The organism is Streptomyces sp. NPDC053513 (genome assembly GCF_044544765.1).
GTDB classification, from domain to species: Bacteria; Actinomycetota; Actinomycetes; order Streptomycetales; family Streptomycetaceae; genus Streptomyces; species Streptomyces litmocidini.
Genome location: NZ_JBITXP010000014.1, coordinates 1 through 23,193, shown reverse-complemented (window position 1 = coordinate 23,193; position 23,193 = coordinate 1). Strand labels below are relative to the sequence as shown.

The window sequence follows — 23,193 nt, the reverse complement described above, 5'->3', positions numbered from 1 at the left end:
GGCGTCCGAAGTGGCAGGCGGCAGAAGGCCGATGGGGCGATCGCGCGGGCCCCGGGCGGTTACGGCATACCGTCCGGGAGGCCCGTTCGTGCGATGCCGGAACTCAGTGCCAGATGATGTCGGGCTGCGGGCCGACGGCGGGGCGGGCCGGGCCCGCGAGCGTCACGGACGACCCCGCGGAGGCCGTCGAAGGGGTCGGGAACCCGCTCTGCGCGGCTTGGGTGATCATCACGGAAACCGCGGCGGAAAAACCGATGACAACAAGGGATCGAGTAATTTTTTCCACGAACTGCACGTCATTCTCCTGAGGTGCCCCTGCCAGGTCACGGCAAGGCGCTCGATGTTCTGCCGGGGTGCGGCGGAAGTAATCCTGCGGCCGCGAGTAGGCTGCGCACCAGATACCACCGGTGTCATCAAGTTGCAGGCAGGAACCCCCCACCCGGACAGGAACACACAAGTGGGCAAGAACCGGACAGAACGCATTGACCGCGAAGCAGTGGAGCGCATTCCTGTCGATAAACCGGAGGGATTCGCTCCAGTAATTCCTCAACATCCTGTTGAGATGCACCAGGTGGGCCACCCTCCCGATACCCTTCCCCGGCTCACCGAGATCCACCAGCTGCTTTACGAACGGGTTCTGCGCAACGGCCGGGCCCACGTCGAGACGCTCACGGCGGAGACCGGCCTGGCCGAGGCCGAGGTCGCCACCGGGGTGGCCGACCTGCTCCGGATGCACCTGCTCCGGCTCTCCCCGCAGGACGGCGCGCTGATACCCAGCAGCCCCGAGGTGGCCGCGGCCCATCTGACCGGCCCCATCGAGGCACAGGTGCAGCTCCACCGGCGGTCCATCGAGCAGATCCGCTCCCATCTGCTCACCCTCAACCCCACCTACATCGAGGCCCGGCACCTCGACCGGGGCGGCACCTCGGTCGACGTCCTCACCGGACTTCCCGCCGTCCAGGCCGAGTTGGGCCGGCTCACCTCCGGCTGCCGCACCGAGGTGTTCGCCGCCCATCCGGTGCTGCCGCCCCCCGAAGCGCTGGACGAGGGCCTCCAGCGGACCCTGGACGTCATCGAGCGGGGCGTGCGCATCCGCACCCTCTATCCGCACGCGGTCCTCGCCCACCCGTACATCCAGGCGCACTTCGCGAAGATGACGGACCACGGCTCGCAACTGCGCACCAGCGACCAGGTCGCCGAGCGCATCATCGTCTTCGACCGCGAGGTCGCCGTCCTGCCGGACCGCGTCCGGCCCTCCGGAGGCGTGGGCGCGGTGGTCGTGCGCGAGCCCGCCGTGGTCGAGTACCTCTACCGCTCGCTCGACAGCCTGTGGAGCACCGCCACCCCGTTCTGCGCGGCCCCCAACCGCGTCGGCTACGGCCAGGCCAACGGCGACCTCCGCCGGGCCATCGTCGAGCTCCTCGCGCTCGGCCACAAGGACGAGGGCGTGGCCCGCCGCCTGAGCATGTCCGTACGGGCCTGCCGCCGCCACATCGCCGCGATCATGGAGTCGCTCGGCGCCGAGAGCCGCTTCCAGGCCGGCTACCTGGCGGCCGTCCGGGGCCTGCTCGGCCCGTCCGGTGCGGCCGGAGCGGACCGGACGCCTCCGCAGGAGGAGCCGGCGGCCGGGCCTTCGGACGACGCCTGATCCGACGGGCCCGGCGCCCCGTCACGGCGACGCCTCGGCGGACCGTTCCGCACGGCCGAACGCGAGGTCGATGACCCGGCGCCACCTCACGGGCGGCACCGGCGCGGGGACACCCGGACGGTCGCGCGGCACGAGGACGCGCAGGGCGCCGGGCCGCAGCGTGCAGACGACCGGGGTGGGCATCCGCAGCGCCTCGCCGTCGACCGCCACGGGGATCTCCTCCGCGTCGGAGGTCACCTCGACGCGGTGGGCGGTCAGGACGGACAGCGCCGTGGACTGCGAGCCCCGGACGGCCAGGTCGGCGGCCTGCGCCGCGTCCGTGACCTTGATCCCGAGCACCCCCAGCTCGCCGTCGTCGAGGGTGGGCCGGCGGCCGGCGCCGCTGATGTCGTCGGGCGAGACGTACGGGTTGTTGCTGACGAGGAGGGCCTGCTGGGAGGAGAGCACGGTGTCGTCGACGCGTGCGTCGATCCGGCGCACCCCCTCGCCGAGCAGCAGGTCCGGCATGAGGGAGAGCGCCGTGCCGGCCTTGTCGTCGCGGTACTCCGGGTGCTGGACGACGTCGGCGTACACCCCGAAGGACACCGTGTTCACGAAGGCCCGGCCGGCGACGTCGCCGAGGTCGATCCGGAGCTCCTCGCCGTCGGTCAGCGCGTCGAGGCAGCGGGACGGGTCGGTGCGGTCGAGGCCCAGGTCCAGGGCGAAGTGGTTGCGGGTGCCGGCCGAGATCACCAGGAACGGCAGGTCGTGCTCGGCGGCGACCGCCGCGACCAGGGCCTGCGTGCCGTCGCCGCCCGCGACGCCGAGCAGGTCCGCTCCCCCGGCCACGGCCTCCCGGGCCAGCGCCTCGACGTCGGCCGGGGCGGACGGGTCGAGCAGGACCACCCGGGCCCCGAGCGCCTCCGCCCGCTCGACGAGCCGGAACCGCTCGACCTTCCCGCCGCCGGACTTCGGGTTCATGATCAGGACCGGCCGCCGGGGCCGGGCCGCCGGAGCCGCCCGCATCGACCGCTTCGGACGCGATCGGCGCAGCGCCGCCCGTGCGCAGGCCAGGGCCGCGCCCCAGCACAGGCCCAGGATCAGCGCCGTCAGCCACAGGCCCTCGTACGTGAAGAGGACCAGGACGCCGACGGGCGCGGCGATCGCGAGGAGCGCCCCGAGCAGGCGCACGGCGCCCCGGCGCGACACGAACCACCAGACGCCGGCGGCGCAGAGGACGAGGCCGAGGAACCCGGCCCCGACGACCGCGAGGCCGCCGTCCCCGATCGCGAGCAGGAGCACGACCAGTGAACCGACGGCCGCGAGCAGGGCCAGCCGCGCGAGCAGCCGCGCGGCCGGGTTCCCTGCGGGTCCTGAGCCTTCCATGCCGTCCTCTCCCCTGCCGTTCCCGACCACGGGACCGTGTACGCCCACGGAGCCGTGCCCGACCACGGGACCGTGTACGCCCACGGAGCCGTGCCCGACCACGGGACCGTTCCCGACCACGGAGCCGTGTACAGCCACGGAGCCGTGCCCGGTCGCGGACCGGGCGCTCGCGGGGCCGGGCGCTCGCGGGGTCCCGTGTCCGGTCCGGGACACCAGCCTGCCCGGTCCCGGTCCCGAGGGCATCCGGGTGCGGGCCGTTCGAGCTCCTCGGGGGCCTCCCGGCCCGGCGGGCAGAGGCCGGCCGGACAGCCGGTCGGACGGACGGTCGGCCCTCAGGCGCGGCAGCGCAGGAGCTCGAAGGGCGGGTTGGCGAGGCAGTCCGCCCAGAAGTCCGCGCCGAACTCACGGACGCCGGCCTCGGAGATCTCCAGCGGGACCCAGGTCAGCTCGCCGAAACCGGCCGCCCGCAGGGACCCCTCGTACACCTCGCGGCGCGGGCAGGCGCCGACGAACGAGATCGGCGGGTCGAGCAGCGCCGTGATCCGGACGCGCGGCCCGGTCTCGATCTCCTCGCCGGTCGCCTCGCAGAGGAAGCCGTACTTGGCGAGGGACGGCCCGTCGAAGCGGTAGTCGGGCTTCTGCGCGAGCACGAAGAACTCGCCCCCGGGCTCCAGGCTCCGGTGCACGTGGCGGCACATCCGCTCCATGGCGGCGACGTCCGGCGCGTAGTTGAGGAGCTGGACCCCCAGCGCGATGTCGAAGCGCCGGTCGAGGTCGCGCAGCTCGGACACGTCGCCCACCTCGTAGCGCACGCCCAGCGGTTCGCTCTCCTCGAAGGCCCGCGCGGCGTCGACCATCGCGCCGGAGATGTCGACGCCGAGCACCTCGGAGGCGCCCCGCCGCTTGAACTCCCTGCTGTAGAAGCCGGTGCCGGAGGCGAGGTCGAGGACCGACCTGCCCCGTACGTCGCCGACCAGGCCCAGGAAGCTGGGCACCTCCCCGTACCGTGTCAGCGGCAGGGACTTGAATCCCTCGAACGTCTCGCCGATCTCGTCGTACAGCTGCACGCCCATGGCGCGATCCTCCCCGGTGCTCGGTCATGTCCCTGGTGATCAGTCGTGCCTCGGCAGTCTTGCCGGATCGCGACGGCAGTCCGTACTGGCGGATCCCACGAAGTCCCGGACACCGCGCTGGCCTCCCGTACGGGGGCGCGTACGGTCCCGGGGGACGTCGAGGACTCCGGAAACTCCTCCGCCGATTCCTGTTATCGGCCCGCCGCCCCGTGATCTCCCAGTTGTTGGCCGTAGACGACAGCGGGAACGGACAGGGTGGTTCGGAGCATGGGCGCACAGCACGGTACGGAACTGGTCAGGGCGGCACAGAGCGGAGATCCGCGGGCGCAGGACCGGCTCATCGCCCTCCAACTGCCGCTGGTCTACAACATCGTGGGCCGGGCGATGAACGGCCACCACGACGTCGACGACGTGGTGCAGGAGACGATGCTGCGGGCGCTCGCCGGCCTCGGCGACCTGCGGTCCCCGGACAGCTTCAGGTCCTGGCTGGTCGCCATCACCATGAACGGCGTCCGCAGCCACTGGCACCGGCAGCAGCAGGCCGGCCTGCCCGCGAGCGGCCTCGACGACGCCCGCGAGCTCGCGCAGCCGGGGGCCGATTTCGTGGAGCTGGCCGTGGTCCGGCTGAACCTTTCCGGCCAGCGGCGCGAGACCGCCGAGGCGACCCGCTGGATGGAGCCGGACGACCGGGAGCTGCTCTCCCTGTGGTGGCTGGAATGTGCGGGCGAGCTGAGCCGCCACGAGGTGGCCGCCGCGCTCGGGCTGTCCCCGCAGCACACCGCGGTGCGGGTCCAGCGGATGAAGGAGCGGCTCGAGACCGCGCGGGTCGTCGTGCGGGCCCTGTCGCAGAACCCGCCGTGCGCGACGTTGCACCACGAGATCGACACCTGGGACGGCCGGCCGTCGGCCCTCTGGCGCAAGCGCATCGCCCGGCACGCGCGCGCGTGCGCGTACTGCGCCGGGCTGTGGAGCGGGCTCGTGCCGGCGGAGGGGCTGCTCGCCGGGCTGCTCCTGGTGCCCCCGGCCGCGCTGCTCCTCGCGGGCGTCCGCGAGCGGGCGGGCTTCGAGACCGTCGCCGCGGTCTCCCCGTCGGCCGTTCCGCTCGCCGGTCCGGTGGCCGGTCCGGTCGCGGACCCGCTCGCGTCGCCGGACGCCGGGCCGCTCACCGCGCCGTCGCACGGTTGCGCAGCCGGTACGGGAGCCGGGGCCGGGGTCGGTACGGGAGCCGGGGCCGGGCCCCGGGGAGGGGCCGCGGGGCGCGGCCCCCGGAGCGGCCGCGCCGCCCGGCGCCGGCGCCGGCAACAGCGGGGCCGCAGGCGCGCCGTCATCGCGGCGGGCATAGCCGTGGTGGCGGTCACCGGCGGCGCCTTCACCCTGACCACCGGCCCCGACGAGGGTACGGAGAGCAGGGAGACGACCCTCGCCGCGACGACCGGCACCGGCCTGCCCGCCCCTCAGGGATCGACCGCCTCCCCGGCGGCCGCCTCCCCCTCGGCCGCCTCTTCGCCGTCGGCCTCGAAGACCCCCCGTACGACCCCGAAGCCCTCGCGCCCCGCGCCGACCGCCTCCCGCACCTCACCGCCACCCCGGCCGACGCGTACGGCCGCGCCCTCGACCGCTTCCGCTCCCCGTCCCACCCGCACGCACACGACCTCCGGCTCCGCCGCCGGATCCGGTTCCGGTTCTGGTTCCAGTTCCGGTTCCGGTTCCGCCCAGGAGCAGGTGATCGAGCTGGTCAACGCGGAACGCGCCAAGGCGGGCTGCGGGCCGCTGACCGAGCACCCCCTGCTGACCGAGGCCGCCCAGGGCCATTCCGACGACATGGCCGCGCGGGACTTCTTCGACCACACCGACCCCGACGGCGACGGCCCCGGCGAGCGCATCACCGCGGCCGGATACGCGTGGTCGTCGTACGGCGAGAACATCGCGAAGGGCCAGACCACGGCGGCCGAGGTGATGGACTCCTGGATGCACAGCCCCGGTCACCGGGCGAACATCCTGAACTGCGGTTTCAAGGAGATCGGCGTCGGCCTCCACACCTCCGGGGGCCCCTACTGGACGCAGGCCTTCGGCAGCCGCTGAGACCCGGTGAGGGGCCCGATGTGACGAGGACGACGTCCATGAGGGGCATCTTGACGGTTCCCTGACGCGTGACCCCGGCTCCGGCCCTCCCGGGCTGCTTAGGCTTGCCCGGCCGTCCATTCGATGGCCGAAAGCCGACAGCCGGGTCGACGCCTCGTCGACGCCCGCCGACACTCCAGGGACACCCGTATGGCCACCACGAAGGACGCCCGCACCGGACGATTGCGGGCGTGGATGCTGGAGGGCCTCTCCGACATGGGGAAGGGCAGGCCCTCCCGGCCCGTGGAGGCGGCGCCGGACGCCACCCACCAGGGGCAGCGCTGGTGGCGGGTGATGTGCCTGACCGGTGTCGACTACTTCTCGACCCTCGGTTACCAGCCGGGCATCGCGGCCCTGGCCGCCGGGCTCCTCTCCCCCGTCGCGACGGTCGTCCTGGTGATCGTCACCCTGGCGGGCGCCCTGCCGGTCTACCGGCGGGTGGCGGAGGAGAGCCCGCACGGCGAGGGCTCGATCGCGATGCTGTCGCGGCTGCTGTCCTTCTGGCAGGGCAAGCTCTTCGTCCTCACCCTGCTCGGATTCGCCGCGACGGACTTCCTCATCACCATCACCCTGTCGGCCGCCGACGCCTCCACCCACCTGGTGGAGAACCCCCATCTCGAATCGGCGCTGCACGACAAGCAGATGATCATCACGCTCGTGCTGATCGCCCTGCTGGGCGCGGTGTTCCTGAAGGGCTTCCTGGAGGCCATCGGCGTCGCGGTGGCCCTGGTCGGGCTCTATCTCGGCCTGAACGTGGTCGTCGTGGCCACCGGCCTGTGGCACGTCCTCACCGAGGGCCACGTGGTGACCGACTGGTCCGCGGCGCTGACCCAGGAGCACGGCAACGTCTTCGCCATGGTCGGCGTCGCCCTGCTCGTCTTCCCGAAGCTCGCCCTCGGCCTGTCCGGCTTCGAGACCGGCGTGGCGGTCATGCCGCACGTCCAGGGCGATCCGGACGACACCGAGGCCAGGCCCGCCGGACGCATCCGGGGGACGAAGAAGCTGCTCACCACGGCCGCGCTGATCATGAGCGTCTTCCTGATCTGCACCAGCTTCATCACCACGGTCCTGATCCCGCAGAAGGAGTTCGAGTCCGGCGGCAACGCCAACGGCCGCGCGCTCGCCTACCTCGCCCACGAGTACCTGGGCAGCGCCTTCGGCACGGTCTACGACGTCTCCACGATCGCGATCCTCTGGTTCGCGGGCGCCTCTGCCATGGCCGGCCTGCTCAACCTGATGCCCCGCTACCTGCCGAAGTACGGCATGGCCCCGCACTGGGCGCGCGCCGTGCGCCCCATGGTCATCGTCTTCACCCTGGTCGCCTTCCTGGTGACGTGGATCTTCGACGCCGACGTCGACGCCCAGGGCGGCGCGTACGCCACCGGTGTCCTCGTCCTGATCTGCTCGGCCGCCATCGCGGTGACCATCGCCGCGCGCAAGGCCGGGCAGAAGGGCTGGACGATCGGCTTCGGCGTGATCTCGGTGGTCTTCCTCTACACGACCGTCGTCAACGTCATCGAGCGCCCCGACGGCGTGAAGATCGGCGCCTGCTTCATCGCCGGCATCATCCTCATCTCGCTCCTCTCCCGCCTCGGCCGCGCCTTCGAGCTGCGCGTCACCCACATCGAGCTCGACGACATGGCCGAACGCTTCATCCAGGACGTGTCCCGTCGCACCCCCCGCTTCATCGCCAACGAGCCGGGCGACCGGGACGTCGCCGAGTACCACGACAAGATCGAGCAGATCCGCGCCGACAACGACCTGCCGACCACCGAGGACTTCGTCTTCGTCGAGGTGACCGTCACCGACCCCTCCGAGTTCGAGGCCGGCCTGACCGTCCGCGGCGAGGTCCTCCACGACCGCTACCGCGTCCTCACCGTCGAGTCCTCCTCCGTCCCCAACGCCCTCGCGGCCCTCCTCCTCCACGCCCGCGACCTGACCGGCGTCCGCCCCCACATCTACTTCGAGTGGACCGAGGGCAACCCCTTCGCCAACTTCTTCCGCTTCTTCCTCCTCGGCCGGGGCGAGGTCGCCCCCACCACCCGCGAGGTGCTGCGCGAGGCGGAGCCCGACCGGGACCGCCGCCCCCGCGTCCACGTCGGCTGAGCCGGGCGGCGACCTCACACCTCGTGCGCCCGCCGCGTGCGGCGGCGGGCGGCGAAGGCGCCGGCCCGTCCCGAGCGGGGCGGGCAGCAGACGTCGGCACGGACGCGGACGAGGCCGCCGCCCACGTCCGACGGCTCGCCACGGACAGGCGCTGCCGTCCGGGGCGTCTCCGGACGGGGCCGGTCAGGGCAGTTGGGCGAGCTGGACGAGGTTGCCGCAGGTGTCGTCGAGGACCGCGACGACGACCGGTCCCGCCTCCGTGGGCTCCTGGGTGAAGCGGACCCCGAGGGCGCTCAGCCGCTCGTACTCCGCGCGGACGTCGTCGACGGCGAAGGAGGTGGCCGGGATGCCGTCCCGGACCAGGGCCTCGGCGTACGCCTTGGCGGCGGGGTGGGCGTCGGGTTCCAGGAGCAGCTCGGTGCCCTCGGGGGCCTCCGGCGAGACGACGGTCAGCCAGCGGTAGTCGCCCAGGGGGACCTCCGTCTTCTTCACGAAGCCCAGCTTCTCGGTGTAGAAGCGGAGCGCCTTGTCCTGGTCGTCGACGAAGACACTGGTGACGTGGATCCGCATGGCGTTTCCTCCTGTGGTGCGGACGGACACGGGGTCAGGTGATCGCGAGCGGGTCGTTCGGGGCGAGCGCGGCGGCGATGCGCCGGGCGACCACCTCGGCCATGTTGCCCTCGGGGGTGGTGGGGGTCTTCGTCGCGGAGACCGCGAGGGCGAGCCGCTTCGACGGGAGGTACGCCTGGATCGCCGCGTACCCGGAGAACGACGGGTTCTGCAGCACCCAGCCGTTGACGACGATGACGCCGAGGCCGAAGTGCTTGGCCTCGGTCTGCTTCAGGCAGATCGAGGCGGGGCACCTGGCCGTCCCTCCGCCGAGGCCGACCGTCCCCGGGTTCAGGAGCGTGCGGTACGAGCGGTGGGAGAGGAGTTCACCGCTGCCGACGGCCCGCGCCGACGTGGCCAGGTCGCAGATGTGGGTGGTGATGACCGCGCCCGGCGCGGTGGTCCACGAGGGGTTCCAGAAGGTGGACTCCTCGTAGAAGCCGCGGTCCGAGGTGAAGGCGTGCAGGACCGGGCCGGGGATGTCCGGGGTGAAGCCGTTCCTGGTGTTCCGCATGCCGAGCGGGCCGGTGACCCGTTCCCTGACGAGCCGGTCGATGCGGGTGCCGGTGATCTTCTCGAGCGCGGCGACGAGCAGGAGGTAGTTGGCGTGGGAGTAGCTCCAGCTGGTGCCCGGCTCGTACCAGAAGGAGTGCTTGAGGGGGTAGGCGAGGAGCTCCGCCGGGGTCCACTGGCGGAAGGGGTGCGGGACCAGTTCGGCGAGGAAGGCCGGGTCGGTGACGTAGTCGTGGAGGCCGGTGGTGTTGTCGGCCAGCATCCGCAGGGTGATCCGGTCCGCCTTGGGCAGGTGGGGCAGCCATCGCTCCACCGTGTCGTCGAGGCCGACCCTCCCCTCCTCGACGAGCTGGAGGAGGACCGTGGCGATGTGGGCGAAGGCCACGGAACCGGCCCGGAAGTGCATGTCCGGCTCGGCGGGGACTCCGGTCATCGACTCGCCGAGGGCGTCGGTGACGACCTCGTGTCCGTCGACGGTGACCCGCAGCTGGACGGACTTGAGCTTGAGGTCGCTCTTGGCCTTGCGGGTGATGTCGAGGATCCGGCGGGCCTTGCCGTCGAGGGGCCGCTCGGTCCGCACGCAGTCGCTCCCGCCGGGCCTCCCGGGGCGGGAGGCGAGCGCCGGGGCGGCGGCGGTCTGGACGGTGAGGGCGAGGAGCGCGGCGCAGAGGAGGGCCCTGCGGGACCGGCTCCGGGTGGGGGTGGGTCTCATGTCCCGCACTATGTCGGCAGGAACCGTCTTGAACCGGTCGAACACTCCACGGAGCGGACGAGAGGCATCCATGTGGGGCAGACGGGACGGCCGCCGCCCCGTCCCGCCACTCGGTCGTGCCGCCCGGTCGTGCCGCCCGGGAGCCGGGCTCGTCTACCGGCCCGGCGCGGCCGGCCACCGCCGGTGCAGCGCGTCGATGTGGAAGGCGTGCGCGTGGTGGGCGCCGGCCCCGGCCAGGTGCGGGTGGCCGGCCGGGAGCTCGGGGTGGACGTGCTCCAGCTCGGCCGGGTCCTCGCGGGGCCAGAGGCGGGCGGCGCCCACGGCCCCGAGGAGGGCGAGGGCGGCGAGCACGGCCGCCGAGACGGCGGGTCCCGCCCATGCGGCGAGCCCGCCGGCGAGCGGGTAGGCGAGCAGCCAGCAGGCGTGCGAGAGGGAGAACCGGGCCGCGAAGGCGGCCGGCAGGTCGCCCCCGGCGGCCGAGCGGCGCACCACCCTGCCGCCGGGCGTGAGGACCGCCGAGCCGGCCGCGCCGGCCACCAGCCAGACCGCGAGCAGCGCGGGCCAGGACCAGGGCCCCGGGGCGGCGGTGAGACCGAGGGCGAGGAGCGCGAGGGCGCCGGGCAGGACGAGGGCGGCCCGGACCATGACGGCTCGGTCGTCCGCCCGGTCCAGGACGCGGGGCAGCAGCAGCGCCACGGTCATGGACCCCGCCCCGTACGCGCCGAGGGCGAGCGGGACGTCGCCGGCGGGGCGGCCGAGGGTGTCGCGGACCAGGAGCACGGTGTCCACGAGGACCACGGCGCCGGCGGCGGCGACGGCGAGGTCGAGGGCGAGGAGGGCGCGCAGCCGCGGGGTGGCGAGGAGGAGCCGGACGCCGAAGGCCACCCTGGCGTACAGGCGGCCGGTGCCGGTCCCGGCGGCTTCGGGCCGGGGTGGCGGGGGCAGGGCGGTGGTCCGGACGAGGAGCGCGGAGGCGAGGAACCCGGCGGTGGTGCCGGTGAAGAGCCAGGAGTACGGGACGAGGGTGAGCAGCGCGGCGGCGAGCAGGGGGCTGACCAGGCTCTCCAGGTCGTAGGCGAGGCGGGAGAGGGAGAGGGCCTCGGTGTAGTCGTGCCCCTCGGGCAGCACCTGTGGGATCGTCGCCTGGAAGGCGGGGGTGAAGGCGGCGGAGGCGGCCTGGAGCAGGAGGATCAGGAGGTACACCTGCCACACCCGGGTGACGAACGGCAGGGCGAGCACGACCGTCGCCCGCGCCAGGTCCATCGAGACGAGCAGCGCGCGCCGGGGCACCCGGTCGGCGAGCGCTCCGGCGAGCGGGGCGACGGCCACGTACGCGGCCATCTTGAGGGCGAGGGCGGTGCCGAGCACGGCCCCGGCGTCCGCTCCGGCCAGGTCGTACGCGAGGAGGCTCAGGGCCACGGTCGCCAGGCCGGTGCCGGTGAGGGCGACGACCTGCGCGGCGAAGAGGCGCCGGTAGGTGCGGTTGCGGAGGACGGACAGCATGGGGGAGCCCCCGGTCGGCCACGGCGGACGGCTGAGGTCTCCACCGTAACCGACGCGTGCACGAGTGCGCACATGTTCACGCTACTGGGGTGCGGGCGGTTCAGTCGTGCCAGGGCTCTCCGGTCACCTGGTGGTCGGCGCGGCTGATCGCCTCGACGACCAGGCGCTTCAGGTGCCCGTCCGGCATGGCGTACACGACCCGGCGGCCCTCCTTGCGGGTCGTGACGAGTCCGCCGAGGCGCAGTTTGGCGAGGTGCTGACTGACGGCGGGGCGCGCGGCCCCGCACGCCTCGGTCAGGGCGCCGACGTCGGCCTCGCCCCGGGTGAGCAGCCACACCAGATGGAGCCGGGTCGGGTCGGCGAGCAGGCCGAACACCTCGGCCGCCGCCGCGAGTTCACGCGCCCCCGGGGTCCGCTCGTGCGGGCGGGCGGCGGCTGCGGGTTCCATGGGCGCGGGCCCGGGTGTGGACATGCGCCCACCGTACCCAGGAAGCGGACACGGGGGCCCGGCGGACCCGGGCCGGGCCGGGGTGCCGTGGCCCCGCCGACTCCGGACCGGCCCCGGACGCCCAGGGCGGACGGACCCGGCGGCCCGCCGACCCGGCCGGTCTTCACACCCCGAGGCCCGGCCGGTCTTCACACCCCGAGGCCCGGCCGGTCTCCGTGCCCCGGGCCCGGCGGCGTCAGACGCGCAGTTCCTTCGCCTCGAAGCGGCCCTCGCCGAGGACCAGGACGAAGGAGACCTGCTGGCCCTCGGAGACCGTCCGCTGCGCGCCCTCGATGTCCTCGGCGCTGAAGTACACCTGCTCCTCGGAGCCCACGGGGACGACGAAGCCGTACCCGCCGAGTCGGTTGAAGGACCGCACGAACCCTTTGCTTCTGCCTTCCACTGCGACCTCCTCGTCGTCACCGGCGACGCGGTCGGGAGCGTCCGGCCCGGGTGGCCGTTTCCGCGTCTCAGGGGAGATGTACCCCGACGGTCCGCCCTTCGCCACCGCCCTCGGGCGTGCGGAGCACCCCGGACGATCTAGTACAATGTTCAACAGAGGCCTGCTGTCGGAGATCCCCCGTGTCCGACAGCGGGCCTCGCCCCTTTCCCCGCGGGGATCCCCTCAGGCGCGGCCGCCCGGGTACGCGATCCGCGCCGTGATCCTGGCGATGCGCCGGGCCGATTCCTCCGGCGGGGCCACCGGCTGGACGATGTGGCTGACGGTGAGCCGCACGATCGCCTCGACGGCGAGCCCCCGGGACTCCTCGTCGACATCGGGCCAGGCCTCGGTCGCGTACGCGTCGAGCATCGCCATCGCCGTGCCGAAGACCGGCTCCGGGCGGGTCGTGAGGTAGGCGAGGAGGTCGTCCTCGCCGCCGCGCGCCGCGAGCAGGACGCTCTTGATGAGGGGGTTGTCCACGGCCTGCTGGAGCGTGTAGCCGACGCCCGCCGCCGCCGCCGCCTCCAACTCGCCCCGGTGCGCGTCGAGTTCCCGCTGGATCCCGACGAGGAAGCCCTCCAGCTCGCGCTGGACCAGGGCGTTGCCGACGGCCTCCTTGGAGCCGAACTCGTTGTAGAGCGTCTGGCGGCTGATGCCCGCGGCCCGCGCGATGGCGGCCATGCGCAGCCCGCCCCAGCCGTCGTCGGCGACGAGCCGGTAGGCGGCGTCGAGCACCTGCTCACGCAGGAGGGACCGAACACTCTCGCGGAAACGTGTCATCGTGCCCCCACTTTATCCACCGGGCACTGTCCAGAGCATTGACGCTCAAACGGCTTCCGTCTATGAACTGGACAGTAGGCAAGCGAAGTGTCCACCTCTCCGAGGAGCCGGTCTTGGCCCTGCACAGCGACGCCCCCGAAGCCCCCGCCGCCGCCTGGCGCGACCCCAAGCGCTGGCTCTGGCTGTTCGGCCTGCTCATCCCGGCCTTCCCCTTCCTCTCCTGGGGACTGGTGAACGCCACCGGGCTCCGTCTCTTCTGGTGGACCGGGACCCTCGTCCTGTACGTGGTCTTCCCGGTCGTCGACCACCTCATCGGCAAGGACTCCGCCAACCCTCCGGACAGCGCGATCGCCCACCTGGAACAGGACCGCTACTACCGGTGGTGCACCTACCTCTACCTCCCCCTCCAGTACGCCGGCCTCGTCCTCGGCTGCTGGCTGATCACCCGGGGCGACCTCTCCCTCGTGGACCGGATCGGGCTGACGCTCACCCTCGGCGGGGTCGCCGGCATCGCCATCAACACCGCCCACGAGCTGGGGCACAAGACGGAGGCCCTGGAGCGCCGGCTCTCCCGGATAGCGCTCGCCCAGACCTGGTACGGGCACTTCTACGTCGAGCACAACCACGGCCACCACATCCGCGTCGCCACCCCGGAGGACCCCGCGAGCGCCCGGCTCGGCGAGAGCTTCTGGCGCTTCCTGCCCCGGACCGTCCTCGGCAGCCTCACCTCCGCCTGGCATCTGGAGAAGCGCCGGCTCACCCGCCGGGGCCGGTCCGTGTGGAGCCCGCGCAACAGGATCCTCGGCTCCTGGGCGCTGTCGTTCGTCCTCTTCGCGGGGCTCGCGCTCGCCTTCGGGCCGGGGGTCCTGCCGTACCTCGCGGTCCAGGCGGTCTTCGGCTTCTGCCTGCTCGAAGTCATCAACTACACCGAGCACTACGGCCTCCAGCGGGAGCGCACCGCGAGCGGACGGTACGAGCGGTGCGCCCCGCGCCACAGCTGGAACAGCGACAACGTCGCCTCGAACGTCTTCCTCTACCACCTCCAGCGGCACAGCGACCACCACGCGAACCCCACCCGGCGCTACCAGTCGCTGCGCCACTTCGACGAGGCACCCGAGATGCCGACGGGCTACGCGGGGATGATCGTCCTCGCGTACGTGCCCCCGCTCTGGCGCCGCGTCATGGACCCCCGGGTCCTCGCCCACTACGACGGGGACGTGACCCGGGCGAACCTCCAGCCGTCCCGCCGGGCCCGCCTGCTCGCCCGGTACGGGACGGCGGCCGGCTGAACTCCCCCGCCCCTCACTCCGACCGCTTCGTCAGCCACGGCGCGGCGGCCGCGAGGAGGGCGGTCACACCGAGGGGGATCGTCGGGCCGGGGAGCGGGGCGAAGTGCGGGGAGTGGTTGGCGGGGACGGTGTCGGGGAGGCCGTCCTCCAGGAGGGAGCCGGGGTCGACGCCCGCGTACAGGGCGGGGTCGGCGCCGCCGAAGTGCCAGAAGACGGAGGGGACGCCGAGCGCGGTCCCGAAGACGCCGAAGTCCTCGCTGCCGGTGATCGCCCGGGGGAGGGTGAAGACGTGCCCCCCGCCGAGGGCTTCGGTGAGGGCGGCCTGGACGACGGCGGTGGCGGAGGCGTCGTTCACGGTGACCGGGAAGGAGTTGAGCGGGACGATCTCGGGCTCCTTCGGGGCGCCCGAGGCGGCGGCCTCCGCGCGGACGATCCGCTCGACGGCGGCGAGGAGCCGGTCGCGCACCGCCGGGGTGGTCGAGCGGACGTTGACCTTCAGTTCGGCGGTGTCCGGGATGATGTTCTCCTTCGTCCCGGCGTGCAGCGATCCGACGGTCACGACCGCCGTCTGCGAGGCGCCGACCTCCCGGGAGACCACGGTCTGCAGCCGCATGACGACCGCGGCCGCCATCACCACGGGGTCCACGGCCGTCTCGGGCGTGGACCCGTGGCCGCCGCGCCCGAAGAGGGTCACCCGGAAACTGTCGGACGCGGCCATCACCGGTCCCGGCCGGGTGCCGAGGAAGCCGACGGGGGCCGGGGCGACGTGCTGGGCGAGGCACACCTCGGCGCGCGGGAAGCGGTCGAGGAAGCCGTCCTCGATCATGGCGGGCGCGCCGCCGACCTCCTCGGCGGGCTGGAACACGGCGACGACGGTGCCGTGCCAGGCGTCCCGGTGGGCGGCGAGCCGGTCAGTGGCGCCGAGCAGACAGGTGACGTGCATGTCGTGCCCGCAGGCGTGCATGACGGGCACTTCGTGGCCGTCGGGGTCGGTGCCGGTCGCGGTGGAGGCGTACGGCAGTCCGGTCTCCTCCTTGACGGGGAGGGCGTCCATGTCGGCGCGGAGCAGCACGACGGGGCCGGGGCCGTTGGCGAGGACGCCGACGACGCCGGTGCGGCCGACGCCCTCGGTGACCTCCCAGCCCTGCGCGCGGAGCCGCCCGGCGACGACGCCCGCGGTGCGGAACTCCTGGAACGACAGCTCGGGGTGGGCGTGCAGGTCCTCGTAGAGGGCGCGCAGATCGGGCAGGCGGGCGTCGAGGCCGGAGAGGAGGGGGGCGAGCGACGTGTCGGCGGTCATGCGAGGGACTCCTTCGTGGTGCGGGAGGGGCGGGGGGCGCGGTCGGCGGCCGCGCGGAAGGCGTCGGCGTCCTGCGGGGTCAGGCACGCCATGACGGCGGCGATCACCGCGCCGAGGACGAGGAAGCCGAAGGCGACGTGGAAGGAGAAGGCGTCGGCGAGCGCGCCCATGACGGGCGGGGCGACCATGCCGGCGACCTGGCCGCCGAGGATGACGACGGCGCTGCCGACGCCCACGTACCCCGGGGCGAGGCCGGCGAGGGGGACGGCGAAGATCGGCATGTACGCGAGGGAGGCGGCGAAGACGGCGACGGTGCCCAGGACGACGAAACCGGTGAGGGACGGCGCGTTCGCCATGAGGAGCAGGGCGACGGCGGCGACGGTCATGCCGGGGACGACGATCAGGCGGTGCCGGCCGCCGAGCCGGTCGGAGAGCCGCCCGCCGAGGACGGTGGCGACCGCGGCGCCGAGCGCGGGGACGGCGACGAGCGCTCCGGCCTCGGTGAGGGAGACGCCGTGCTCCTCGCTCAGGTACGACGGGACCCAGGTGTTGAGGCCCCAGACGATGGTGTTGTAGCCGAACATCATGAGGGCGAAGCGCCACAGGACGCCCTTGCGCAGGACGGCGCGGAGGGCGGGGCGCGGGGTCCCGGCCCCTTCCGTGCAGGGCAGCGGGGCCGGGAGCCGGAGGCGTACGGCGACGAGGACGAGGACGCCGAGGGCCGCGGTGGACCAGAAGGCCGAGCGCCAGCCGAAGGCGGCGACGAGCGGGGCGACGGCGAGGGGCGTGACGACGGCGGCCAGGGCGTTGGAGCTCATCACCGTCCCGTTGGCGCTGCCGCGCTCCTCGGGCGTGGTGCGTTCGACCAGGACCTTCATGGAGGCCGGCGGGAAGACGCCCTCGGCGGCGCCGAAGGCGAAGCGCAGGGCGAGCAGCACCGCGAACGACCAGGCGAAGCCGGTGAGGGCGGTGAAGACCGACCACGAGAGCAGCGCCCAGAGGGTCACGCGCCGGCCGCCGAAGCGGTCGGCGAGCAGGCCGCCGGGAATCTGGCAGAGGGCGTAGGCGAGGAAGAACGCGGAGACGACGAGGCCCTGCCGCGTGCGGTCGAGGTCGAACTCGGCGCCGAGGGACGGCAGGACGAGGTTGATCACGAGCCGGTCGGCGTAGTCGACCAGCCAGGCCGCGAAGAGCAGGGCGACCGTGAGCCGGACGGTCCCGCGGCGCGCGGGCGGCGCCGCCGGGGACGGGGGAAGGGGCGGAGCAGGCACGGTACTCCTCTCACCGGTGGCCGGAACTGGTGGTCCGGCCGGAAGTGCCCCTACGATCCGGTCCGTGAGCGAGGTCCCCCCGCAATTGCCGGAAAGCATCTTCGGAGGCGCCGTTCCGCCGGAATCCCGCACCGGAGGCTCCACGGTGGCCTTCTCCGAGCTGGATCTGGCGCTGATCGACGCCCTCCAGGCCGCGCCCCGGGCGCCGTGGACGCGGATCGGGCGGGCGCTCGGCGTGAACCCGACGACGGCCGCCCGGCGCTTCGAACGGCTCCGCGCCGAGGGGCTCGCCTGGGTCACGGCGTACGACGCGGCGAAGACGGCCACCGTCGCCTACGTGGAGGTGCGGTGCCGGCCGCGCGCCTTCGACCGGGTGAGCGCGGCGGTCACGGCGCTGCCGTGGGTGTTCAGCGTCGACGAGACGGCCGGGGACTTCGACCTGTTCCTCTCCGTCGCCGCCCCGGACCTGCCCTCCCTGGGCCGTGCGGTGCACACCGGGATCGGCGGACTGCGCGGTGTCCGCTCCACCCGGACCCGGCTCGGCATGACGCTGTACGGGGAGGGGCGGGACTGGCGGATGCGGGCGATGAACCCCGCGGAACGGGCCGGGCTCGGCGAGCCGGGCGCCGTCGCCCGGCCCCGGACGTACAGCACGCATCTGCACGCGCGCCCCGCGCCCGAGGACCAGGCGCTGGTGACCGCGCTGGGTGCCGACGGGCGGCTCGGGTACGGGGAGCTCGGCGCGCTCACGGGCATGAGCGAGCACACCGCGCGGCGCCGGCTCCAACGCCTGATCCGCGACGGGGACATCACCCTGCGCTGCGATCTGGCGCACCCGCTGGCGGGGCTGTCCACGATGGTGATCTACCGGACGTCGGTGCCGTACGCCCTCCTGGAGCGGACGGGCAACGCGCTGGCCCGCCTGGAACAGGTGCGGATGTGCGCGTCGGTCAGCGGCCCGTACAACCTGCTCGTCCTGGTCTGGCTGCACGGGCTCGGCGCGGTGGACCCCTTCGAGGCGCAGCTCGCGGAGCGCTTCCCGGCCCTGGAGGTGCGGGACCGGACGGTGGCCCTGCACTCCCCCAAGCGCATGAGCTGGCTCCTCGACGAGCACGGGCGGGCGACGGGCCGGGTCGCGCTGGGGCTGCCCGAACTCTGAGGCCCCGGCCCGGGGCCCGCGGGGAGGTGGTAGGCGGTGCTCGGGCTCGCGGGCGCGGTGGTGCTCCTGACCCACCCGAGGCGCATCGAAAGGCCTCGCCGGCGTCGGCGGTGACGCCGTGCCGCGCGGCCTGACAAACCGCGTACCCGGTTTACCCCCCGTACCCTGCGCCCCTCTTCGCCCCCCTCCCCGGCCCCCGACGTGCGCCCTCCCCGTCCCTTCCCGCAGCGGTTCCGCCGGTATTTCACCCCAAAGGAGGGTTTACACGCCGGAGCACCCCGAAGGCGCACCCCGGCTCGTACAATACCGAGCAGTCGGTTTACAGCCATGGGAGCCCTGGGTGACCAAACAGGAGCGGGCCACGCGGACCCGCGACGCACTGATCAGGTCGGCGGCCGAGGAATTCGACCGGCACGGCTACGCCCTGGCCACGCTCTCCGCGATCAGCGCGAGAGCGGGCGTGAGCCCCGGAGCCCTCCACTTCCACTTCGAGAACAAGGCCGCGGTCGCCGAAGCCGTCGAGCAGGAGGCCTGCGCCGCCCTGCGCCGCACCGCCCGGATCGTGTACGGCCGGCGGTCGAACGCCCTGCAGAACCTCACCGACACCACCCACGCCCTGGCCCGGCTGCTCCGCGACGACGTCGTCGTCCGCGCCGGCTTCCGGCTCAGCTGCGCCGACGACTCCCGTACGGAACTCAGCCTGCGCCAAGAGTGGCAGAGCTGTGTGCAGCAGCGGCTCGCGGAAGCGGCCGACGAGGGCCTGCTCGCCGTCGGCGCCGGAGGCCGACAGGACCTCGCCCGCACCGTCGTGGCCGCGACGATCGGCCTGGAGACCCTCTGGCGCGACAACGGCGAATGGCTCTCCCCCCGCACCGTCACGGGCCTGTGGCGCACCCTGCTGCCGATGCTGGCCGCCCCCGGGGCGCTCGCCGGACTGGATCCCGCGGGGAGCCCGGCCGTGGCCGACGACACCCGCGTCCCCGTCGGCTGAGCGTCCGGCCCGGCCGCGAGGGGGTGCCGCGCGACCGGGGGTCAGAGCTTGTAGCCGCCCGACACGTCCACGCACTGGCCCGTGATCCAGCGCGCGTCGTCGGAGACGAGGAAGCCGACCACGTCCGCGACGTCGGCCGGCGTGCCGAGCCGGTTGAGGACCGAGTGGGCCGCGAGGGCGGCACTCTCCTCCGGCGTCGTGCGGCGGTGCGCGTTCATGTCCGTCGCGACGTAACCGGGGGCCACGGAGTTCACCGTGATCCCCCGGGGCGCCAGCTCCTTGGCGAGGGCCGGGGTCATCGTGTCGACGGCCCCCTTGGTCATCACGTACGTGACGGATTCGGGGAAGGCGCGCTTCGTCGCCGCCGAGGAGATGTTGACGATCCTGCCCCCGTCGCGCAGGCGGTCGAGGCCCCGCTGGACGAGGAAGAGCGGGGCCTTGACGTTGATCGCGAAGAGCCGGTCGAAGACCTCGGCGGTCAGCTCGTGGATCCGGCCCGAGCCGCTCGCCGCCGCGTTGTTGACGAGGATGTCGAACTCCGGCCCGGCGCCCCGCTCCGCGAGCCCCGCGTCCAGGGCGGCGTAGAACGTGTCCACGGCGTCTGGCTTCTCCAGGTCCGCGTGGAACGCGAAGGCGCGGCCGCCCGCCTCCTCGACGGCCCGCACCGTCTCGTGGGCGGCCGCCTCGCTGTGCCCGTAGTGCACGGCCACCAGGGCGCCGTCCCCGGCCAGCCGCTCCGCGATGCCTCTTCCGATGCCGCGGCTCGCCCCGGTGACGATCGCGGTCTTCCCCGCCAGCGCGGACATGTCGGTGGTGCCTTCCTTCTGTTCTTCCGTTCGGGGCGGTGCCGCCCGGGGAGCCGTCTCAGGAGCGGCCGAGGAGGTCCCGGTACCACGGCATGTGGTCCTCGATCCTCGCGGCGAAACCCGGTCCCGGGTCCTGGCCCCACTCCCGCCAGGGGCGGTCGTCCTCGAACCAGTGGTCGGTGGCGAGCATGGCGAGGTGGTGCTGCGCGAAGGGGAGGTCCGCGAGCAGCTCCCGGGCCTCGGCGATGTCCACCGCCGGCCCCCGGGTCCCGCTCCCCCCGTCGACGAGCGTCTCGGCGACCGCGAGCAGTTCCGCCGCCGTGACCGGCTCCGGATGGTTGACGAAGTGGGGGCCAGGCCGCGTCCGCGGGGAGAGCCCCGCGCCGAGCAGGGCCCGCGCCAGGCTGTCCACGTCGATCAGGGAGTGCAGCGAGGAGCCCCCGTCGAGCGGGCCCGGCAGGGCGTCGAGCAGCCGGACCAGGCCGGACATCACCTGCCGGTCGCCCGTGCCGTACACGAGGTGGGGCCGCAGGACGGTCCCGCCCGCGTCCAGGACGTACCGCTCCCCCGCCGCCCGGGTGCGACTGGTCGCCGATCCCGGGGCGAGCGGAAGGGTGCCGGGGCCCGCCGCGCGGAACGGGCCGCGGCCGTGGACGGAGGCCGTGCTCAGGGAGACGATCCGGGTCACCCCGGCGCGTGCGGCCGCGTCGACCAGGGCGCGGGTGCCCTCGTCGTTGACGGCGCGGGCCACGTCCTCCGCCGTCCCGATCGCCGAGGCGCAGTGGATCAGCACGTCGACGCCCTCGCAGGCGCGGCGCAGGGAGTCCGGGTCGCGGAGGTCACCGGTGACGACCTCGACCCTCCCGTCCCCCGGGCCGGGCGGCGGGGCGAGCGGGCGGCGGGCGAGCAGGCGTACGTGCGCCGGTTCCGCCGACGCCGCGGCCGCCGCCGCCACCCGGCCGCCGATGAATCCGGTCGCGCCGGTGATCAGTGTGCGAAGCCCCATGGTTCCTGGTCTGTTTCAGCCCGCCAGGCGGCTGCCGAGGCCGGCTCCGGCCGCCGTCAGGTCCCGGGACGGGGAGGTGAGCGTGGCGAGGAAGACGGGTCGGCCGTCCTGCAGACCGGTCACCCGCACGGTCTCCGTCCCGGGGGCGGCGCCGGGCAGGCTCTCGGTCTCGATCCAGCACGGGCTGTCGAGTTCGGCGTACCGCGAGAAGGAGACGTCCATGGCGGTCGGCAGGTACGCGCCGCTGCCGAGGGTCAGCGTCGCCGCCTGCCGGGCGGCTTCGAGGAGCACCATTCCCGGTATGTGGTCGTTCGGCCGCCGGAAGAGGGTGGGGTGCTGGGTGTTGATCCGCAGCTGCCACTGACCGGGGCGGGTGCCCGGGCCGAGGACGACGTCCTTGGCGTGCTCGCGGCCGACCAGCTGCGGGGTGACGCCCGGGATCAGCGGCACGGGCCGGCCGAGGGCGGCCATCCGCTCGCCGCGGACGCGGCGGTAGGCCAGGGCCGAGGTGGAGCGGGCCGCGGCACCGCCGGTGGCGAGGTGCCTGCCGTCCCTGGTGAGCACCATGGTGGTGCGCAGGTTGCGGAGGCCGCCGCGGCGGCTGTCGAGGTCGGAGCAGATGACGTCGACGGTGACGTCCGAGGACAGGCCGTCCACGGCGAGCGCCTCGGCGTCAGCGGTGTAGTGGAGGCCCCACATGACGAACTGGTCCTCGACGGGTACCCCGAATTCGGCATGAGCGACGAGCATGGTGGCCTGGCGTATCGTCTCGGCCACCAGTACGGGGTCGTGCCGGTCCCCTGCCACCGGAGAGAAGAAGGGATGCTCGGCAGGCCAGCGAGCGGAGACGGAGAAGCGGTTCTCCGCCAACTGGGTCCACCCCGTGGGGATGATGTCCGCGGGATCAGCTCGGTGAACGAACTCCCCGGGGACACATGTCGATGTCGTGCCTCGAAAGTTCCGATCCATGGATCCCCCTGTGCATCCCCGCGCCCCCGGGCGGCGTGCCCGCCCGACCTAGAATACGTACAGCCCGGTTTTCTTTTCAATGCTTCTTGTCACACCACGGGCACAGACAGCGACACAGCGGGAGGCGCCTTGGCGCAGCAAGCGCGTGCAATCAAGACCCGGCAGGCGATCCTGCAGTCGGCCGCGGCCGTCTTCGCCGAGCGGGGCTACGAGCGCACGACCATCGGAGAGATCCTGGTTCGCGCGGGGGTGACCAAGGGAGCCCTCTATTTCCACTTTGCTTCCAAGGAAGATCTCGCCCTCGGCGTGCTCGACGCCCAGATGCTCGACGTCCCGCTGCCCCCGCAGGCGATAAAGCTCCAGGAGCTCGCGGACCAGGCCTTCCTGCTCGCCCACCGGCTGCAGCGGGACGCCCTCGTGCGGGCGAGCGTCGCCCTGGCCCTGGACAGCGGTGCCATCGGCGTCGACCGGGTCGCTCCCTTCCGGGCATGGATCGACCAGGTGTCGGAGATCCTGATGGTCTCGAAGGCGCGCGGCGAGCTGCTCGTCCACGTCGACGTGACGGACACGGCCTCGCTCTTCTCGGGCGCCTTCTCCGGGGTCCAGGCGATGTCCCAGATCCTGTGCGACCGCAAAGACCTGATTCATCGCGTCTCGGTCCTGCTCCAGCACTTCATGCCGAGCATCTGTACGCCGGCGCTGCTGACCGGCCTCGGCCTGACCGAGGAGTACGGACGGAAGCTCGGCGCCGAATACGACGCGAACCGGCACCGCCGGGACCAGGCGAACTTCATGGAAACGGACGATTAATAAAACCGACTCCACGGTTTTCTGAGCGCCCCGACGCAGAACAGCGTCGGGGCGCTCTGGCGTCATGGCACTGAGTGTGTTTTGCTGAGGGTACTCAGTGCCAAAAGCGTCTAGGGGAGCTCCATCATGGGTAAGGACTTCGACCTGTATCGGCCCTCGGAGGAGCACGACATGCTCCGGGAGTCGGTGCGTGCCCTCGCGGAGGCGAAGATCGCCCCGTTCGCGGCGGCGGT

Annotated in this window: 21 protein-coding genes; 7 read left to right on the top strand and 14 right to left on the bottom strand. The window is 73.3% G+C overall.

Features of this window, described 5'->3' with window-relative positions; all coding sequences use genetic code 11:
* Positions 1-103: 103 nt before the first annotated feature.
* A complete protein-coding gene (locus ACIGW4_RS23545; protein WP_123456096.1) occupies positions 104-295 on the bottom strand; it encodes a hypothetical protein in 192 nt (63 codons plus the stop codon).
* A 267-nt stretch (positions 296-562) separates the two neighbouring features.
* On the opposite strand from ACIGW4_RS23545, the gene ACIGW4_RS23540 reads away from it, so the two are divergent.
* The gene (locus tag ACIGW4_RS23540; protein ID WP_148086912.1) at positions 563-1,648 is read left to right on the top strand and encodes a hypothetical protein; all 1,086 of its coding nucleotides are present in this window, start codon (positions 563-565) and stop codon (positions 1,646-1,648) included.
* Between the two features lie 21 nt (positions 1,649-1,669).
* Here ACIGW4_RS23540 and ACIGW4_RS23535 read toward each other — a convergent pair whose 3' ends face one another.
* Complete coding sequence (locus tag ACIGW4_RS23535; RefSeq protein WP_399582670.1) at positions 1,670-3,013, bottom strand: diacylglycerol/lipid kinase family protein; 1,344 nt, start codon at positions 3,011-3,013, stop codon at positions 1,670-1,672.
* A gap of 332 nt (positions 3,014-3,345) precedes the next feature.
* On the bottom strand, positions 3,346-4,086 hold the full coding sequence (locus ACIGW4_RS23530; RefSeq protein ID WP_399582668.1) for a class I SAM-dependent methyltransferase: 741 nt from the start codon (positions 4,084-4,086) through the stop codon (positions 3,346-3,348).
* Positions 4,087-4,353: 267 nt separating this feature from the next.
* Here ACIGW4_RS23530 and ACIGW4_RS23525 point away from each other — a divergent pair, with 267 nt between their 5' ends.
* On the top strand, positions 4,354-6,168 hold the full coding sequence (locus tag ACIGW4_RS23525; RefSeq protein ID WP_399582667.1) for a sigma-70 family RNA polymerase sigma factor: 1,815 nt from the start codon (positions 4,354-4,356) through the stop codon (positions 6,166-6,168).
* Positions 6,169-6,357: 189 nt separating this feature from the next.
* Entirely contained in the window at positions 6,358-8,313 is a 1,956-nt protein-coding gene (locus ACIGW4_RS23520; RefSeq protein ID WP_398713406.1) for an amino acid transporter, read from the top strand.
* Between the two features lie 183 nt (positions 8,314-8,496).
* Here the strand turns inward: ACIGW4_RS23520 and ACIGW4_RS23515 are convergent, their stop codons facing one another.
* From ACIGW4_RS23515 to ACIGW4_RS23490, 6 genes are all read right to left on the bottom strand, one after another.
* Positions 8,497-8,883, bottom strand: coding sequence for a VOC family protein (locus ACIGW4_RS23515; protein WP_123456091.1), 387 nt, complete (start codon positions 8,881-8,883; stop codon positions 8,497-8,499).
* Positions 8,884-8,917: 34 nt separating this feature from the next.
* Positions 8,918-10,147 carry a serine hydrolase domain-containing protein gene (locus ACIGW4_RS23510; RefSeq protein ID WP_398713404.1) on the bottom strand — a complete coding sequence of 410 codons (1,230 nt, stop codon included), beginning with the start codon at positions 10,145-10,147 and terminating at the stop codon, positions 8,918-8,920.
* Between the two features lie 153 nt (positions 10,148-10,300).
* A complete protein-coding gene (locus tag ACIGW4_RS23505; protein ID WP_399582666.1) occupies positions 10,301-11,650 on the bottom strand; it encodes an MFS transporter in 1,350 nt (449 codons plus the stop codon).
* Positions 11,651-11,750: 100 nt separating this feature from the next.
* Positions 11,751-12,098, bottom strand: a complete 348-nt coding sequence (locus ACIGW4_RS23500) for a metalloregulator ArsR/SmtB family transcription factor (RefSeq protein WP_123456088.1) — start codon at positions 12,096-12,098, stop codon at positions 11,751-11,753.
* Positions 12,099-12,333: 235 nt separating this feature from the next.
* Positions 12,334-12,540 (bottom strand): cold-shock protein, encoded by a 207-nt coding sequence (locus ACIGW4_RS23495; RefSeq protein WP_260174540.1) that lies wholly within the window; start codon positions 12,538-12,540, stop codon positions 12,334-12,336.
* A 222-nt stretch (positions 12,541-12,762) separates the two neighbouring features.
* The gene (locus ACIGW4_RS23490; protein ID WP_398713400.1) at positions 12,763-13,359 is read right to left on the bottom strand and encodes a TetR family transcriptional regulator; all 597 of its coding nucleotides are present in this window, start codon (positions 13,357-13,359) and stop codon (positions 12,763-12,765) included.
* A gap of 113 nt (positions 13,360-13,472) precedes the next feature.
* Here ACIGW4_RS23490 and ACIGW4_RS23485 point away from each other — a divergent pair, with 113 nt between their 5' ends.
* Positions 13,473-14,648: an alkane 1-monooxygenase gene (locus ACIGW4_RS23485; RefSeq protein ID WP_399582665.1), complete on the top strand. Its 1,176-nt coding sequence runs from the start codon at positions 13,473-13,475 to the stop codon at positions 14,646-14,648.
* A 13-nt stretch (positions 14,649-14,661) separates the two neighbouring features.
* Here ACIGW4_RS23485 and ACIGW4_RS23480 read toward each other — a convergent pair whose 3' ends face one another.
* Together ACIGW4_RS23480 and ACIGW4_RS23475 are read right to left on the bottom strand one after the other, a co-directional pair.
* The gene (locus ACIGW4_RS23480) at positions 14,662-15,948 is read right to left on the bottom strand and encodes an amidohydrolase (RefSeq protein ID WP_359592149.1); all 1,287 of its coding nucleotides are present in this window, start codon (positions 15,946-15,948) and stop codon (positions 14,662-14,664) included.
* A complete protein-coding gene (locus ACIGW4_RS23475; RefSeq protein ID WP_399582663.1) occupies positions 15,945-17,219 on the bottom strand; it encodes an MFS transporter in 1,275 nt (424 codons plus the stop codon). Before ACIGW4_RS23475 ends, ACIGW4_RS23480 begins: the two co-directional genes overlap by 4 nt.
* A 64-nt stretch (positions 17,220-17,283) precedes the next feature.
* On the opposite strand from ACIGW4_RS23475, the gene ACIGW4_RS23470 reads away from it, so the two are divergent.
* Positions 17,284-18,378 carry an Lrp/AsnC family transcriptional regulator gene (locus ACIGW4_RS23470; RefSeq protein WP_260174537.1) on the top strand — a complete coding sequence of 365 codons (1,095 nt, stop codon included), beginning with the start codon at positions 17,284-17,286 and terminating at the stop codon, positions 18,376-18,378.
* A gap of 340 nt (positions 18,379-18,718) precedes the next feature.
* On the top strand, positions 18,719-19,369 hold the full coding sequence (locus ACIGW4_RS23465) for a ScbR family autoregulator-binding transcription factor (RefSeq protein ID WP_123456083.1): 651 nt from the start codon (positions 18,719-18,721) through the stop codon (positions 19,367-19,369).
* 41 nt (positions 19,370-19,410) lie between these two features.
* Here ACIGW4_RS23465 and ACIGW4_RS23460 read toward each other — a convergent pair whose 3' ends face one another.
* Genes ACIGW4_RS23460 through ACIGW4_RS23450 form a run of 3 tightly spaced genes read right to left on the bottom strand, consistent with a single transcriptional unit; the run spans position 19,411 to position 22,150 of the window.
* Positions 19,411-20,175, bottom strand: coding sequence for an SDR family NAD(P)-dependent oxidoreductase (locus ACIGW4_RS23460; RefSeq protein WP_399582661.1), 765 nt, complete (start codon positions 20,173-20,175; stop codon positions 19,411-19,413).
* A 58-nt stretch (positions 20,176-20,233) separates the two neighbouring features.
* Positions 20,234-21,181: an NAD-dependent epimerase/dehydratase family protein gene (locus ACIGW4_RS23455; protein WP_399582659.1), complete on the bottom strand. Its 948-nt coding sequence runs from the start codon at positions 21,179-21,181 to the stop codon at positions 20,234-20,236.
* Between the two features lie 15 nt (positions 21,182-21,196).
* Positions 21,197-22,150, bottom strand: coding sequence for a ScbA/BarX family gamma-butyrolactone biosynthesis protein (locus ACIGW4_RS23450; protein WP_399582657.1), 954 nt, complete (start codon positions 22,148-22,150; stop codon positions 21,197-21,199).
* A 129-nt stretch (positions 22,151-22,279) separates the two neighbouring features.
* Between ACIGW4_RS23450 and ACIGW4_RS23445 the strand changes: the two genes are divergently transcribed.
* Positions 22,280-22,960 carry a ScbR family autoregulator-binding transcription factor gene (locus ACIGW4_RS23445; protein ID WP_123456079.1) on the top strand — a complete coding sequence of 227 codons (681 nt, stop codon included), beginning with the start codon at positions 22,280-22,282 and terminating at the stop codon, positions 22,958-22,960.
* The last annotated feature ends 233 nt before the right edge of the window (positions 22,961-23,193 follow it).